The following is a 14,935-nucleotide window of genomic DNA, read 5'->3' as shown; positions in this document are numbered from 1 at the left end:
TACGGCGTACATACCCGCGCGGAATGCGGGCACCCGGGCCGATCAGGGCAGGACCCCGAGGTGAGAGGAGACGCAGATGGTGGCGGAGGCCCGTAACGGGAGGCGGCCGCGCGTGGTGATCGTGGGGGCGGGCTTCGCCGGGTACGAATGCGCCCGCACGCTCGCCAAGAAGTCCCGCGGCGCCGCGGAGATCGTGCTGATCAACCCCAACGACTACTTCCTCTATCTGCCGTTGCTGCCCGAGGTGTCCGCCGGGATCCTGGAGCCGCGCCGGGTCTCGGTGTCGCTGACCGGCACCCTTCCGGACGTCCGGCTGGTGCTCGGCCAGGTCGGCGGCGTCGACCTGGACCGCCGCCGGGTGGAGTACACCGACCCGGAGGGCCGCACCGGCTCGCTCGGCTACGACCGGCTCGTGCTGACCGTCGGCAGCGTCAACAAGCTGCTGCCCATCCCGGGCGTCGCCGAGCACGCGCACGGCTTCCGCGGCATGCCCGAGGCGCTGTACCTGCGCGACCACATGACCCGCCAGATCGAGCTGGCGGGCGCCGCCGAGGACCCGGCCGAGCGGGCCGCCCGGATGACGTTCGTGGTGGTCGGCGCGGGCTACACCGGGACCGAAGTCGCCGCGCACGGCGTGACGTTCACCCGGTCGCTGGCCCGCCGCAACGCCGGGCTGCGCGGCGAGCCGCAGCCCCGCTGGATCCTGCTGGACCTAGCCGACCGGGTCCTGCCCGAACTGGACCACCGGCTGTCACGCACCGCGCACCGGGTGCTCAGCAAACGCGGCGTCGAGATCCGCACCAAGACCTCCGTCAAGGAGGCCACCTCCGAGGGGGTCCTCCTGGACGACGGCACGACCGTCGACACCCGGTCGCTGATCTGGTGCGTCGGCGTCCGCCCGGACCCGCTGGTCGAGTCGCTGGGGCTGCCCACCGAACGCGGCCGGCTGTGCGTGGACGAGTTCCTCGCCGTACCCGGCCACCCGGAGGTGCTCGCCTGCGGCGACGCCGCCGCCGTACCGGACCTGACCCGGCCGGGCGAGACGACGCCGATGACCGCCCAGCACGCGCAGCGCCAGGGCAAGGTCGCGGCCCACAACGTCGCCGCCTCCTACGGGCAGGGCGAGCCGCGCGCCTACAAGCACCACGACCTGGGCTTCATGGTCGACCTCGGCGGGGTGCAGGCTGCCGCCAACCCGCTGCACGTCCCGCTGTCCGGCCCCGTCGCCAACGCCGTGACCCGCGGCTACCACCTCATGGCGATGCCCGGCAACCGGGTCAGGGTCGCCGCCGACTGGCTGCTGGACGCGGCCCTGCCGCGCCAGGGCGTCCAGCTCGGCCTGGTGCGCTCCTGGTCGGTGCCGCTGGACACGGCGGCGCCGGAGCTGGCCCGCATACCGGCGGACGAGCAGACAGCGGCGGGTGAATCCGGCACAACGGGGGAACCGGGGGGATCGCAGGGACCGGGGGAGAGCACCGGCCCGAAGGACCGGCCCGAGGCGGCCGGACAGCGGCCCGACGGGCCCCGAAAAGCGGAAGGAACCTGATGACCACGCAGAACACCCCGGACGCCGACGCCCGGTACGACCGGCTGCGCGAGCTGGGACAGCAGCTGCGCGTCGACTCCGTACGCGCCGCCGACGCCGCCGGCTCCGGCCACCCGACCTCCTCGATGTCCGCGGCCGACCTGGCCGCCGTCCTGCTCGACACGCATCTGCGCTACGACTTCGACGACCCCGAGAACCCCGGCAACGACCACCTGATCTTCTCCAAGGGACACGCCTCGCCCCTGGTGTACGCCATGGGCAAGGCGGCCGGGGCCCTCACCGACGAGCAGCTGCTGACCTTCCGCAAGAACGGCAGCCTGCTGGAGGGGCACCCCACCCCGCGGATCCCCTGGGTGGACGTGGCCACCGGCTCGCTCGGCCAGGGCCTGCCCTTCGGCGTCGGTGTCGCGCTGGCGGGCCGCGACCTGGACCGCGTCCCGTACCGCGTGTGGGTGGTGTGCGGCGACAGCGAGATGGCCGAGGGCTCGATGTGGGAGGCGTTCGAGCACGCCGGGTACGAGAAGCTGGCCAACCTCACCGCGATCATCGATGTGAACCGGCTCGGCCAGCGCGGCGCCACCCGGCACGGCTGGGACCTGGACGCCTACGCCCGCCGCATCCGGTCCTTCGACTGGCACACGATCGAGGTGGACGGCCACGACGTGGCCGCCGTGGACCGCGCGTACGCCGAGGCGGCCGCGACCACGGACCGGCCCACCGCGATCATCGCGAAGACCCGCAAGGGCCAGGGCGTGCGCGAGGTGGCCGACCAGGAAGGCAAGCACGGCAAGCCGCTCAAGGACGCCGCGGAGGCGATCGAGGAACTGGGCGGCGCCCGTGACCTGCACGTGACGGTGCAGCCGCCGCGCGAGGCCGCGCCACGCCTGCGGACCGGCGGCGGCACGCCCGAACTGCCGGACTACAAGGTCGGTGACTCCGTCGCCACCCGCAACGCCTTCGGCGAGGCGCTCGCCGCGCTCGGCGCGGCCCGCGAGGACGTGGTGGCGCTGGACGGCGAGGTCGGCGACTCCACCCGCGCCCAGAAGTTCGGCGACGCCCACCCCGACCGGTACTTCCAGTGCTACATCGCCGAGCAGCAGATGGTGGCCGCCGCGGTCGGCATGCAGGTACGCGGCTGGGTACCGTACGCCACCACCTTCGCCGCCTTCCTCAGCCGCGCCTACGACTTCGTCCGGATGGCCGCCGTCAGCCGGGCCGACCTCAACCTCGTCGGGTCGCACGCGGGCGTCGCCATCGGCGAGGACGGCCCCTCGCAGATGGGTCTGGAGGATTTGGCCGCGTTCCGCGCCGTGCACGGCAGCACCGTGCTGTACCCGTGCGACGCCAACCAGGCGGCCCGCCTGACCGCCGCCATGGCCGACGCGAGCGGCATCCGCTACCTGCGCACGTCCCGCGGCGAGAGCCCCGTCATCTACGGGCCGGGGGAGGACTTCCCGATCGGCGGCAGCAAGACGCTGCGGGCCACCCCCGAGGACCGGGTCACCCTGGTGGCCGCCGGGGTCACCGTCCACGAGGCGCTGGCCGCCGCCGACACGCTGGCCGAGGAGGGCGTGGCCGCCCGCGTCATCGACCTGTACTCCCTCAAGCCGGTGGACCTGCCGACGCTGCGGGAGGCCGCCGACGTCACCGGGCGGATCATCACGGTGGAGGACCACCACCCCGAGGGCGGCCTCGGCGACGCGGTGCTGGACGCCTTCACCGACGGCCGCCCCGTACCGCGCCTGGCCCGGCTCGCGGTCCGCACCATGCCCGGGTCGGCGTCCCCGGAGGAGCAGCTGCGCGCGGCGGGCATCGACGCCCAGGCGATCGCGGCGACGGCCAGGGGGCTGCTCACCTCGACACCGTGACCCCTGCGATCCGGCAGCCCCACCCCGTGCGGGGCTGCCGGACGCGGTCCCTCACTTCGCCTTACGGATCTCCTCCGCGCCCTTCTTGTCCAGCGCCGCACGCACCAGCGCCGCCGCCAGCACGGCGGGCTCGGTCTTCTTCCCGGCGGCCTTGAGCAGCGCGTCGGGTGTGGTCGGCAGCCCTACGCGCTCCGCCCCCTGCAACGCCTTGGCGTCCAGGTGCGGCGCCAGCTCGGGCCACACGGCCTGTGCCTCCCGCAGGAAGATGTCGACACCGGCCGGCCCGAGACCGGGGACCACGCGCAGCAGCTTGCGCAGCCGGTCCGTGTCGCCGTCCGCCGCGTCCCGTATCCGCCGCAGGTCGCCGCCGTACGAGCCGAGCAACAGCTCCGCGCCGTCGCCCAGTTGGGTCGCGGTGCGTTCGTCGTAGCGCCGGTATCCGCCCTCGCCGAGGGCGTCCACCCGCTGCTGCCAGGTCGCGTCCTTCATCCGCCGCGCGGTCCGCAGCCCCGCGTCGGACAGCGCGCGGCTCGCCGCCACCGCGATGTTCGCCTGGATGCGGGCGCTGAGCAGGCAGGAGAGCACCAGCAGCTGGTACAGCGGCTGCGGCGTGTCCTTCAGGCGGATACCGGCCTCGTCGGCGTAGGTCCGGCCGTAGGTGTCCAGCAGGGCGCGGACCCGGGCGCGCTCGCCGCTCATGACCGCCTCCCGTACGTCGTGTCGTGCAGAGGTGTGTCCACGGTGTCCACGATGCCGTACATCTTCCTCACGTCCTGGTTTGCTCGGCCGTCACGGCGTTTCCCGGCCCGCGTACCCACCCGGTGGCCGGACCACCCGTCAACTCCCGTACGCTGCTCCTTCGACCGGAGGGGCTGGTGATTCCGGAGCCACAGGGGGCTGCCGGGGCCAGTGGAGTGAAAGCGGGGGCCCATGAGCAGGACACGGTGTGCGGGAGCGGCGGCGGTCGCCACGGCGGTGGTGTTGGCGGCCGGGAGCCCGGCCGGCGCGGCGCAGCCCGCCGGATCGTACGGCGCCACCACGTCCGTCGGCGTCCACAACGCCTACGAGAAGGCCAAGTACCCGTACTTCGCCGACGCGTTGGACTCCGGCGCGAGCCTCGTCGAACTGGACGTGTGGACCAACGCGCTCGGCAAGTCCTGGCGGGTCTCGCACAGCAACCCGTTGGGCAACAACAGCAACTGCGTCAACGCCGCCAAAGCGGGCGAGCTGCGCACCAAGAAGCGCGACCAGGACCTCGGCGGCTGCCTCGCCGACATGAAGGCGTGGCACGACGCCAACCCCGGCCACCGGCCCGTCATGGTCAAGGTCGAGATGAAGGACGGCTTCAACGACAAGGGCGGCCGGGGCCCGGCCGCCTTCGACGCGCTGGTCCGCGCCAAGCTCGGCGACGCGGTGTACGGACCCGGCGACCTAGCCGCCGGCCACCGCGACCTGGACGAGGCCGTACGCGCGGACGGCTGGCCCGCCCGCTCCGCGCTGAACGGCAAGTTCCTCTTCGAGCTCATACCGGGCACGGTCGAGGAGAAGAACCCCCTCGACAAACTGTGGACCGACCGCGAGTACGCCATCCACCTGAAGAACCTCGCCGCCCAGGGCAAACTCGCGCGGTCCACCGCCTTCCCCGCCGTGCACGGCGCCGCCAAGGGCGACCCGCGCACCCGCTACGCCGACGCGGCGCTGCGCCCCTGGTTCGTGGTCTTCGACGGCGACGCCGCGACGTACCTGAAGGACGGCGTCGACACCGCCTGGTACGACAGCCGCCACTACCTCCTGATCATGACGGACGCGCACCAGGTGCCCCCGGTCATCGACGGCACCAGGCCGACCGAGGCCCAGGCACTCGCCCGGCTGAACCAGCTCGCCGCCGCCCACGGCAGCATCGCGACCGCCGACTGGTACCCGCTGCCGAAGGTCCTCAAGACCGTGGTGCCGCGCGGCAAGTAGCGCGTACGGGCGCGCCGCCTCAGACCCGTTCCGCGGTGGCGCGCCGGTACAGCTCGGCGATGTCCGGGCCGAACCAGCTGCTGTACGAGGTCGCGTCGTCGCCGCCCCCGTCCAGGCCGCCGATGACGCCGGTCACCGTACCCAGACCGGTGTCCGGGTCGATGCCGGTGAGCAGCGGGCCGCCGCTGGTCCCGTTGGGGAAGCCGGCGCAGTCGAAACGCAGCTGGCCGGGGAGCGCGGTGGTGGTGTTCTGGCAGCCGACGGGCGTCTCCCGGTCGTCGGGATAGCCGACGGTCCGGGTCGGCAGGCCGGCGGGCGGGGCGAAGCGGATGCGCTCGGCGCCGGTCAGCTCCTCGATCCGCTGCGCGCCGGACCCGCTGCCGTGCGGGCGGCGCACCCGCACGAACGCCACGTCGTGCGCGTCGTCGTGGCCGTCCGCCCAGCGCGGATCGACGTCGATACGGGTCGGCACCCACACGCCGTACGGCAGGACGCCGTCGTGGTACCCGGGCGCGAAGACGAGGTTCGTACGGAAGCCCCGGTCGTAGACGCAGTGCGCCGCGGTGACGAGCAGGTCGCCTGCCGGGGAGTGCACCACGCTCGCGGTGCAGTGGTGGTCGGCGTCACCGTCGCCGCCCGGCGAGAAGAGCGGGCCGACGGCGGGGGAGACAGCGGCCGGGGTGGCTTCGAGGGGGCGGGAGACCGGCAGGTCGGCCGTCTTGGCAGGCGGGGTGGCAGGGGCGGCATCTCCGACGGACTCCGCTTCCCCACCCGCCGCCGTACGGGTGGTTACGCGAGGCGGAGCGGGGCGTTCCGTGTACGGGCCGGAGAGCAGCGCGCCGGCCGCCGCGTCCCCGTCGGCCGCTTCCTCGGTGTACGAGCCCGTGGCCGGGTCGCCGGAGGCCAGGTAGCCGCCGTGGGTGAAGGAGCGTACGGCCAGGACCGTGCCCGCGCAGGTCAAGGTCAGCGCGGCGCACAGACCGAGGGCGGCGGCGGTCCGGCGGCGTCTGCGCGGCCCGCCGAGGGACGGGGACCACGGGACGCGGTCACGCTCGGTCGTACTCACCAGCCGATCATACGGTCCCCGGGCGCTGTTCCCGCCGCCCGGCCGGGGCCCCGCCGCCGCAGCCTTCCCGCAGCTCAGGCGCCGAGCGCGCGCATCAGCATCGGGAACGACGCCACCAGCTCACGCTCCCAGTACGGCCAGGTGTGCCCGCCCTGGGAAGCGCACACGGTCGCCGGGATACCCAGTTGGGCCAGCCTGCCGCGCAGCTCCTGATTCATCCCGTACACCGTCCGCTCGACCGGATCCTGGGTGCCGTGCACGGGCGGGTCGGTGCAGCGGGCGGGAGACGGCGCGGGCGGGCGGTCGCCGTCGCCCCACGACCAGCCCGGCCCGCCGTCGGTCGTGCCGTCCCCGTACGAGAGGTACAGCGGGGTCCCGCGCAGCGAGGCCGCTTGCTCCAGCGGGCTGTTGCGCTTCCACAGCCACTGCTGGCGCAGGTCGGCCGGGTCGTCCGTGTCGAACGGGTAACCCGGCTCGCCCCAGAGACGCTTCCAGTCGACGAGGCAGGTCAACGCGCCCAGCTTGACGGCGTCCGGCCCGGAGAAGCCGCCGTCGGGCGACCGGTACAGCGGATGGACGGCGCCGCTGTACGAGGCGGCGGCACGGAACATGCCGGGGCGCGCCGCGGTGAACTTCAGCGCGCCGAGCCCGCCCATCGACAGACCGGCGACGGCCCGTGCCGTACCGGCCCGGTAGTCACGTTCCAGCAGCGGGCGCAGCTCGTCGAGGAGGTAGGTCTCCCAGGCCGGGGAGCCCCACGTCCCGCCGTTGTACCAGTTGCTGTAACTGCTGCAGCCGCTGGTCTCCGGCATGACGACCAGGACGTCGCGGCCGGCGGCCAGCTGCTCGACATGGGTGTTGGCGGTCCAGTCCTTGTGGTTGCCGCCTCCGCCGTGCAGCAGCCACAGCACCGGCCACGTACGGGACGCGTTCTTCGACCATCCCTTCGGCAGCAGCAGCCGTACCCACTTCACCGGTGCGTCGGTCGTGGGGGACGAGATACCGAGGTCGAGCATCCGGTCGCCGACCGGCACCTCGGCGACGACGCGGGCCGGGTTGCGGGTCTGGCTGCGCGCCGGACCGCTCGCGCGGCCGTCCGCCGCGTACGCGGGCTGCTCTGCCGCCGGAACCGCGAGGAACGGCAGCAGCAGAGCCAGCGCCAGGCCCGCCCAGCCCGCGCGCCGCGGCCCGCGTCCCCAGGGGAGTCGTCGCAGCCGCATGATCACACTCCCGTGTTGTGCCGGATCAGCGTCTCGGCCAGGCCCGCTTCGTTGGGGAAGTCCATCGGGACGATGCCCAGCCCCGTCCACCCGCGCGCCTCCGCGCCGTTCAGGAAGTTCTTCACCTGCGGGTTGAGCCGGTCCGCGTTGGAACGCGGGGGCAGCAGCGCGGCAGTGCTCACGTAGTTCATGAACAGCTTGCCGGGTTCCCTGACGGCCTTACGGAACTGCCCCTCGATCAGCGGGTACTTGCGCAGCGGCTCGGCCATGTAGTCGTCCTGGATGTCGAAGACGCGCGGATCGGCGTACCGCACGCCCGGCAGCCCGTCGGAGTCGCCCAGCAGCACGACCTTGCCGCGGGCCTGCCCGAGGGAGGGCAGCGTGCCGTCCAGCCGGAACAGCGACCGCCAGCCCTTGCCGTCCAGGTAGATGTCGAAGATCCGCCGGAACTCCGCCGCGCTCTCCTCGGAGTACTCCTGCTTGACGCGCATCAGCACGGTCTCCGACGGATGCGCCTGGAGGAACGCCCGGCACGCCACCAGTACGTCGCCGAACATCAGGTTCTGGTAGAACGCGCCGTGATGGATCGCGAAGACCGAGTCGATCGCCCGGCAGCGTACGTCCAGGAACCGGATGCCGCTGTCCAACTGCTGCGCGATGGTGGTGTTCTGGCAGACGACCCAGGGGCCGCCGTACCGGGCTCCGGAGTCGTGCGTGCCCGGTATGGAGAGCCGCTGCACCGCCGTACCGTCCGGAAGGGCGGACATCCAGTCCTGCACGGATGCGGCGCGCCGGGGCCGCCCGGCCGCCCGCCCGGCGGCCGGCGCCGCGACGGACTGCCCGCTCCCGGCTCCCGCCAGCACGCCCGCGGCCGACACCGCCGCCATCCCCTTCAGGATTCCCCGCCGGTCCATCCGTCCACCCCGGTCTCTCCGCCGCTCTGCCGCCCCTGCGCGAACAGATGATCGGCAGCATCGAAGCACAGGAACGCAACGCTGAACAGGCGGCGGCACGAACGTACGGAGAAGGCTGCGACGCCCGCTCCCCGTAAGGCCGTCAGTCGTCCTCGGGGCGCTTGCGGGGCGGGGCCGTGAGGGCGGGCCAGCGGCCGAGCATCCGCTCGCGCAGTGCACCGGCGAGGCGGCCGAGGCCGTGCAGGTCGTCGCGGTCGGCGGTGAGCCGGGCGACGACACCGAGCCGGTACGCGAGCCGCTGCCGCGCTGTGACGGTGCCCCACTCCCAGTCTTCCTCCGGGAGCCGGGCGAGATGGTCGGCGGTACCACGGTGGGCGCGCTGGACCAGCGCGTCGCCCCGGATCAGCCAGCCCGCGCACGCGTCGACGAGATCCCCGGGCGGCGCGCCGCCGGCCGCCGCCTCCCAGGCCGCCCCGTACGCGGCTTCCGCCTCGCGCAGCAGCGGCCCGGGCGTGTCCGTGACGCACCAGCAGGTCGGGAATCCCATGCGCAGGTACGCGAGTTCGGTGAGGCCGTTGCCCAGGGAGGACTGTTCGAAGTCGATGAACCGGATGCCGTCCGGGGTGTGCAGGTCGTTGCCGGGGCACGGGTCGCCGTGCAGCAGCGCGCCGCCGGGCGCGGTGCGAAGCCGTCCCAGCAGCGCCTTGAGTTCGGCGTCCGCCCCGTCCGGCACCGGTACCGCGAGCCGGTCGGCGAGAGCCAGGAAGGAGTCGATGTCCGCGCGGACCGGCCCCGGCCAGGCGGGCAGGGCCATCTGGTCCTGGTCCGCCGGTTCGGACACGGTGGCCGCGTGCAGGCGGGCCAGGGCCGCCGCGTAGCCGACCACCCAGTCGGGCGACGGCCGCCGGTGCTCGACGCGCTCCAGGACCAGGACCCGCTCGTCCGGGTCGGTGCCGAGCAGCCGCGGCACCACGGGCGGCGTCACCCGTGAGGCCAGCCGCAGCGCGGCCACCTCACGGGTGTACCGCTGGTCGGCGTCCGCGCTCTCCACGGCCTGTTTGACCACCGCTGGTACGCCGTTCAGCTCGACCCGCCACACCCGGGACCGCGGGCTGCTGCCCAGCCGCACCGCGTGGCGGGCCGGTCCGAGCCGGGCCCGCAGAGCTGCTGTGAACGGCAGTTCCTTCGCCATGCGCGCATGGTCGCACGGGGTGATCGCCTCCGTCGCCGCAATTACCCGGGCCCCCGGCGCCCGTACGGGGCCCTGCGAGCGCCTCACAACTCCGGGAAGAGGTCCGTGAACGGATCGGCGGAGGTCGTGATGCCCCGGCTGAACGGTGCGTCGAAGTCCCAGACCAGGAAGAGCAGGAAGGCGATCAGCGCGCTGAAGAGAGCGGCCATCAGCAACTCGCGTGCCGACCGGCGGATCTGGAGGGTGAAGATCAGCCCGATGGTGATCACGGCACCGGTGATCAGACCGAACCAGACCACCGGCGGCAGGGTCGGATCGATGCTGTCCGCCCGCGCGTTGCGGGCGTCGTCCGCCGCCGCGACCTGGTCGAGCAGCGGCTGGTAGGACTGCGACTCGTAATCGTCGCGCGGCCGGTAGTCGGTCACATCGGCCCGCACCTTGTCCAGCAGCTCATTGCCCCGCTCCGTGACCTCCCCCCGATCGGCCATGGCCGGCCACTCCTTGTGGACGACGTGCGAGACATAGGCGTCGACGTCCGCCCGGATGCGGTCCCGGGTGGCCTCCGGGTAGGCCCGTACCCGTTCGCTGACCTCGTGCAGGGCCTGCGCCTCGGTGCGTACGGTGTCCCCGGCGGCGCCGCGGGCCTCCCAGACCCCGGCGATGGCGAGGCCGAGGACGATCGCGTAGACCACCCCCACCATCATCGTCATGTACTCGATGACGTCGGGCGTCTCGGACGGGTCGTCGTCCTCCCCGATACGGCGCTGCCTGAGGACCGTGATGGTCAGCACGACGGCGCAGACGGCGGCGATCGCGATGGCCAGGACCAGCCATTCCGACAAGGTGGCCTCCTACGAGGAACGGCGCCCGGACGCACCGGACGAGCTGGACGAACGGGGACGCAGCGCGGCGGCGGCCAGCACGGCGGGCGCGGTGAGCAGCAGCATGGTCGTGACGGTCGACCGGCTGTTGTGCTGCTTACGGGCGGACGGGACGTACGTGCGGGGCAGCGCCACCGACGGCGTCGTGGTCGGTGTGGGATCCGGCGACGTGGGCCGGGCGGCCGGCGGCGCCGGGGGAGCCGCGGATTCGCCGGGTGCGGAACGGGACGGTGCGGGCGTCTGCCCGGGAACGGAAGGAGCAGGTGACTGGCGCTGCGGGCGCGACGGGGAGGGGGAGGGTGTGGGGCGGTTGGACGGCGGACGGGACTGTGTGGGCGTGGGGGAAGTCTGCGTGGGCGTGGGGGACGGCGTAGGAGTGACGGTGGGCGGCTTGGTCGGCGTCGGCGTAGGCGTAGGTGTCGGCGTCGGTGTCGGGCAGGACCAGAACAGGTCCCAGCGCCAGCCCGGTGGCATCGGCCAGCCGGTCGGGAGCTCGCAGACCCACTCCCAGCCCGGTGGCGCCGGCCGGCCGGGGTGCGCGCGCACCGACCCGTCCGCATCCGTACAGGTGTTCGTGCAGGCGTCGATGGGCCGACCGGGCGCCGCGCGCGCCCCGGCCGGCGTCGACAGCACGGCGAGTGCGACCAACAGCGGTAAGAGAAGCACCGCAGGTTGGAGGCTGCGGAAACGTTGCGATCCCTTCACGCCGTGATGTTGCACAAGGCGAGCCGCCGTCAGCCGCTGGTCGGGGCCGATTCCCCCGAACGATGGAATACCGGCCGGTTGCTTGCGGGAGGGCGGAGGATGTGTGCACGTCGCGGACGTACGCTGCTCCGGCGCCGCCGTCCACCCTCTACAACCATCCGGTCTCCCAGTACGTCTGACCGCGCATGAAAAGATCTATGGCACGTACACGGGGGCAGCGCCTGGCCGGGGCGGGGGCGGCAGTCCTCCTGACGGCACTCGGCACGGTGGTGACGTTCGGTGGCGCGACGCCGGTGGCCGCGGCCGGCGGTCCGCAGGCCGCGGGGGCGCAGCTGAAGGCCGAGCACCTCATGAACACGTACTACATACCGAAGTACCGGGCGTCGGCGCCCGACGCGGGGCCGACCGAGTACCAGATCAGCCTGAGGGCGACCGGACGCGCCGCCAGCGGGGAGCCGCTGACGGTCAAGAACGTCAAGGTGAACATCGACCTGGCCGCCCTCAAGAGCAAGGTGCGCGTGGCCTGGGAGAACACGGGCTACCACTGCAAGCGCTCGGGCTCCGTCATGACCTGCGCGCTGGGCGACATCCAGCAGGGCGCGCTGTTCACTCCGTTCCGCCTGCTGCCCGAGCCAGGTGCGGCGCTGGGCCCTGCCGGGGACATGAACATCACCGTGACCAGCACCAACGCCCCCACCGTCCGGCACACCACCCACGTCGTCATGGGGGCGCCGGTCCTGACCGCCCGGCAGAGCAAGGCGCTCACCGAGGTGCGGCCCGGTTCCGAACTGCGGGTGACGCCCGCCTTCGGCAACAAGGGCGACACCGCGCTCGACGACAGTTTCCTCGTCCTGCTGACGGCCGAGGAAGCGACGCTGCGCAAGCAGTACGACAACTGCCGCTACGACAAGGCCGAAGCCCCCACCAAGGCACTGTGCGAGCTGCCCGGCCCGCTGCCCGCCGGGGCGGCCGTCGAGACCGATGGCCCGCTGACGGCCGTGGTCGACAAGACCGCGATGTACGGCAAGGTCCACTACACCGTGCTCCGGGCGCACGACCCCCTCAACAACACCCTCCTGCCCGCCTCGTCGCCGCGCGGAACCGGCGGACCGCTGGGCGTGCGTCCCGTCGACGGCAGCGGGGACGACTTCACCCCGTCCGCGTACTGGAAGGCCGAGATGGCCGGCAGCACCCTGGACTTCAGCACGAACCAGATCAACGACCTCCAGGCCGTCGGATTCACCATCAAGGGCAAGATCGGCCAGGTGGTCGACACGCAGGTGCCCTACCCGCGGAACTTCAAGGGCGGCCTGATACGGGTGAAGCTGCCGGCCGGCGTCAGCCTGGTGCCGATCAAGGAGGGGAGCCACCCGAGCGAAGACTCCTACTGCGGCTACGCCCCGCAGGGCAACGGCCTGGTGGACTGCTACGGAATCCTCGACCGCAACACCTACCTGCGGGCCCGCATCGACAAGCGCGTCCCGGGCGCGCAGGGCAGCGTCTCCGCCGACTCGGACCCGGCGATCGACCCGAACCAGGAGAACAACACCGCGCCGGTGCAGGTCGAATACGTCCGCTGAACCGAAGGCCTGAGGGCGCAAGCCGGAAGCCGGAAGCCGGAGCCCTGAGAGCGGTAGCCGGATGCCGAACGCCGGATGCCGCGGCCACGTGCGTGCACAACTCCTGAACGGACATTGCCCGGCCGGCAGGCGTGCAGTAGGCAGTCTCCATGACTGATCTATGGCCGGCCGGGCCGGAACCGGAGGACCAGGCGTTCTACCGGAGCCTCGGTGGCGGCCGCTACGAAAGCGGCCCCGCCACTGTGGGCCCGTGGAGCGTCAAGTCCCAGCACGCCGGACCGCCCTCGGCGTTGCTGGGCCGGGCGATGGAGGAACACGAGGCCCGCGCGGGATTCCGTGTCGCACGTATCACCGTCGACCTGCCACGCCCGGTACCTGTCGCGGAACTGCACGTCCAGGTACGCACCCTGCGCTCCGGCGGGCGTACGGAACTGGTCGAAGGCGAACTGACTTCGCACGGCGAGACGGTGATGCTGGCCCGAGCATGGCGCATTGCCGCCGCCCCGGCCGACACCCCGCAGCTGCGGCCGGAGAGCGAACCGCCGCCCCTGCCCGGCCCGCAGGCGCCGCAGACCATGGCCGGAGCGCAGCCGTACGGCTACATCGCCGCCATGGAATGGCGCTTCGAGCCGGGCAAGGGATTCGACACCCCCGGGCCGGGCACGGTCTGGGCGCGCCAGCGCATCCCCCTGGTGGCGGGAAAGCCGGACACACCGCTGACCCGCGCGCTCACCCTGGCCGACAGCAACTGGGCGGTCGCCTTCCACCTCGACCACGTCCGCCAGTTCGTCATCAACACCGACATCACCCTGGCGCTGCACCGGGAGCCGGTCGGCGCATGGCTCTGCCTGCGGTCGGCTACGGCCGCGAGTCCTGGGGGATCGGGGCTGGCGGCTGGTCAGCTCTTCGACGGGGCGGGGGACTGTGGGCGCGTCCTGCAGACGTTGATGGTGGCTGGGCGGTGATGCGGCCACAGTGCGTGTGAGGAGGCCCGGACGGGTGTGAGGAGGCCCGGTCGGGTGCGAAGGAGGCCTGAAAACGTAGCGCGTCTCGCGGAACCGGCGAAAGCGGACAACTTTGGAAAGTCTGATTTGACTCCTTTTAAGAGAACATTAAGACTTCCCTGGCGTTCGTCGTGTACACATCCAGGTCGCCCGTACGAGGGGCTAGAGGGGTTCCTGAGGACAAAAATGGATAAGACGGTGTCCTATGTGGTGAGGCGTTGGAGGCGCTTGTAGCAGATCAGGGCTGCGGCGAGGCCGAGGAAGGCCAGGTAGTTGCGGGATTCTCGCTCGTAGCGGGGACTGAGTCTGCGGTAGCCGGACAGCCAGGCCAGGGTGTGTTCGATGACCCAGCGGCGTCGTCCCAGTCGCCGGCTGGACTCGATGCCCTTGCGGGCGATGCGCACTCCGATGTGCTTGCCCCACAGCCATTTCCGTAGGTGGGGGATGTCGTATGCCGTGTCGGCGTGCAGGCGCCGGGGTTTGCACCACCGGCCGCGGTGCGGGTCGTGCCGCGTCCGGAGGCCCAGGACCATCGGTTTCAGTGCCTGGACGTCGTGGGTGTCGGCGGCCGATACGCCGACGGCCAGGGGCAGTCCGTTCGCGTCCGACAGGAGGTGCCTCTTGGAACCCGGCTTGCCCCGGTCCACGGGGCTCGGACCGGTGAGGTCGCCCCCTTTTTTTCGCGCGCACGTGCGCGGAGTCGAGGACCACGCGGGAGACGTCAACCAGGCCCGCGTCGTCGAGCTGATGCAGGACTGCCTCGTGCAGCCGGCCCCAGACACCGGCCCTCGACCAGATCAGGAACCGGCGATGGGCAGTGGATTTCGAGATGCCGAAACACGGGGCAGAGCCCGTCAGGCACAACCGCTGACCAGCACATGGACGATGGCCGCGAACAGTGTCTCATCAGGCGTGTTCGGCGTCCCACCGCCCTGCGGCCGCGCCCGGCCCGGCGGGATCAGCGGCCTGGCCCCGGGCCGAACGGTCACGCATG

The 14,935-nt window shown here is 72.5% G+C and carries 12 protein-coding genes and 1 pseudogene; 5 read left to right on the top strand and 8 right to left on the bottom strand.

Features of this window, described 5'->3' with window-relative positions; all coding sequences use genetic code 11:
- Positions 1-76: 76 nt before the first annotated feature.
- Together OEIGOIKO_RS04500 and OEIGOIKO_RS04495 are read left to right on the top strand one after the other, a co-directional pair.
- Positions 77-1,546, top strand: coding sequence for an NAD(P)/FAD-dependent oxidoreductase (locus tag OEIGOIKO_RS04500; RefSeq protein ID WP_125052051.1), 1,470 nt, complete (start codon positions 77-79; stop codon positions 1,544-1,546).
- Complete coding sequence (locus tag OEIGOIKO_RS04495; RefSeq protein WP_125052049.1) at positions 1,546-3,414, top strand: transketolase; 1,869 nt, start codon at positions 1,546-1,548, stop codon at positions 3,412-3,414. The genes OEIGOIKO_RS04500 and OEIGOIKO_RS04495 overlap by 1 nt, the downstream gene beginning before the upstream one ends.
- A gap of 51 nt (positions 3,415-3,465) precedes the next feature.
- Here OEIGOIKO_RS04495 and OEIGOIKO_RS04490 read toward each other — a convergent pair whose 3' ends face one another.
- Positions 3,466-4,113 (bottom strand): HhH-GDP family DNA glycosylase, encoded by a 648-nt coding sequence (locus tag OEIGOIKO_RS04490; RefSeq protein WP_125052047.1) that lies wholly within the window; start codon positions 4,111-4,113, stop codon positions 3,466-3,468.
- A 231-nt stretch (positions 4,114-4,344) separates the two neighbouring features.
- Between OEIGOIKO_RS04490 and OEIGOIKO_RS04485 the strand changes: the two genes are divergently transcribed.
- Positions 4,345-5,379 carry a phosphatidylinositol-specific phospholipase C domain-containing protein gene (locus tag OEIGOIKO_RS04485; RefSeq protein WP_125052045.1) on the top strand — a complete coding sequence of 345 codons (1,035 nt, stop codon included), beginning with the start codon at positions 4,345-4,347 and terminating at the stop codon, positions 5,377-5,379.
- A gap of 19 nt (positions 5,380-5,398) precedes the next feature.
- Here the strand turns inward: OEIGOIKO_RS04485 and OEIGOIKO_RS04480 are convergent, their stop codons facing one another.
- The 6 genes from OEIGOIKO_RS04480 to OEIGOIKO_RS41395 form a co-directional block, all read right to left on the bottom strand.
- Positions 5,399-6,445, bottom strand: coding sequence for a trypsin-like serine peptidase (locus OEIGOIKO_RS04480; protein WP_246177198.1), 1,047 nt, complete (start codon positions 6,443-6,445; stop codon positions 5,399-5,401).
- Between the two features lie 74 nt (positions 6,446-6,519).
- A complete protein-coding gene (locus OEIGOIKO_RS04475; RefSeq protein WP_125052041.1) occupies positions 6,520-7,665 on the bottom strand; it encodes an alpha/beta hydrolase in 1,146 nt (381 codons plus the stop codon).
- A 2-nt stretch (positions 7,666-7,667) separates the two neighbouring features.
- Positions 7,668-8,579: a phosphatidylinositol-specific phospholipase C domain-containing protein gene (locus OEIGOIKO_RS04470; protein WP_125052039.1), complete on the bottom strand. Its 912-nt coding sequence runs from the start codon at positions 8,577-8,579 to the stop codon at positions 7,668-7,670.
- Between the two features lie 142 nt (positions 8,580-8,721).
- Positions 8,722-9,771, bottom strand: a complete 1,050-nt coding sequence (locus tag OEIGOIKO_RS04465) for an aminoglycoside phosphotransferase family protein (RefSeq protein WP_125052037.1) — start codon at positions 9,769-9,771, stop codon at positions 8,722-8,724.
- 83 nt (positions 9,772-9,854) lie between these two features.
- Entirely contained in the window at positions 9,855-10,613 is a 759-nt protein-coding gene (locus tag OEIGOIKO_RS04460; RefSeq protein ID WP_125052035.1) for a bestrophin-like domain, read from the bottom strand.
- Between the two features lie 9 nt (positions 10,614-10,622).
- Positions 10,623-10,787 carry a hypothetical protein gene (locus OEIGOIKO_RS41395; protein WP_170251551.1) on the bottom strand — a complete coding sequence of 55 codons (165 nt, stop codon included), beginning with the start codon at positions 10,785-10,787 and terminating at the stop codon, positions 10,623-10,625.
- A 767-nt stretch (positions 10,788-11,554) separates the two neighbouring features.
- On the opposite strand from OEIGOIKO_RS41395, the gene OEIGOIKO_RS04455 reads away from it, so the two are divergent.
- Positions 11,555-12,937 (top strand): hypothetical protein, encoded by a 1,383-nt coding sequence (locus OEIGOIKO_RS04455; protein WP_125052033.1) that lies wholly within the window; start codon positions 11,555-11,557, stop codon positions 12,935-12,937.
- Positions 12,938-13,086: 149 nt separating this feature from the next.
- Complete coding sequence (locus OEIGOIKO_RS04450) at positions 13,087-13,902, top strand: thioesterase family protein (RefSeq protein ID WP_125052031.1); 816 nt, start codon at positions 13,087-13,089, stop codon at positions 13,900-13,902.
- Between the two features lie 242 nt (positions 13,903-14,144).
- On the opposite strand, the pseudogene OEIGOIKO_RS04445 reads toward OEIGOIKO_RS04450, so the two are convergent.
- Positions 14,145-14,930: pseudogene (locus OEIGOIKO_RS04445) on the bottom strand (IS5 family transposase).
- Between the last annotated feature and the right edge of the window lie 5 nt (positions 14,931-14,935).

Origin of the sequence: Streptomyces paromomycinus (genome assembly GCF_003865155.1) — a bacterium.
GTDB classification, from domain to species: Bacteria; Actinomycetota; Actinomycetes; order Streptomycetales; family Streptomycetaceae; genus Streptomyces; species Streptomyces chrestomyceticus.
This window is presented reverse-complemented; position numbering and strand designations above follow the sequence as displayed.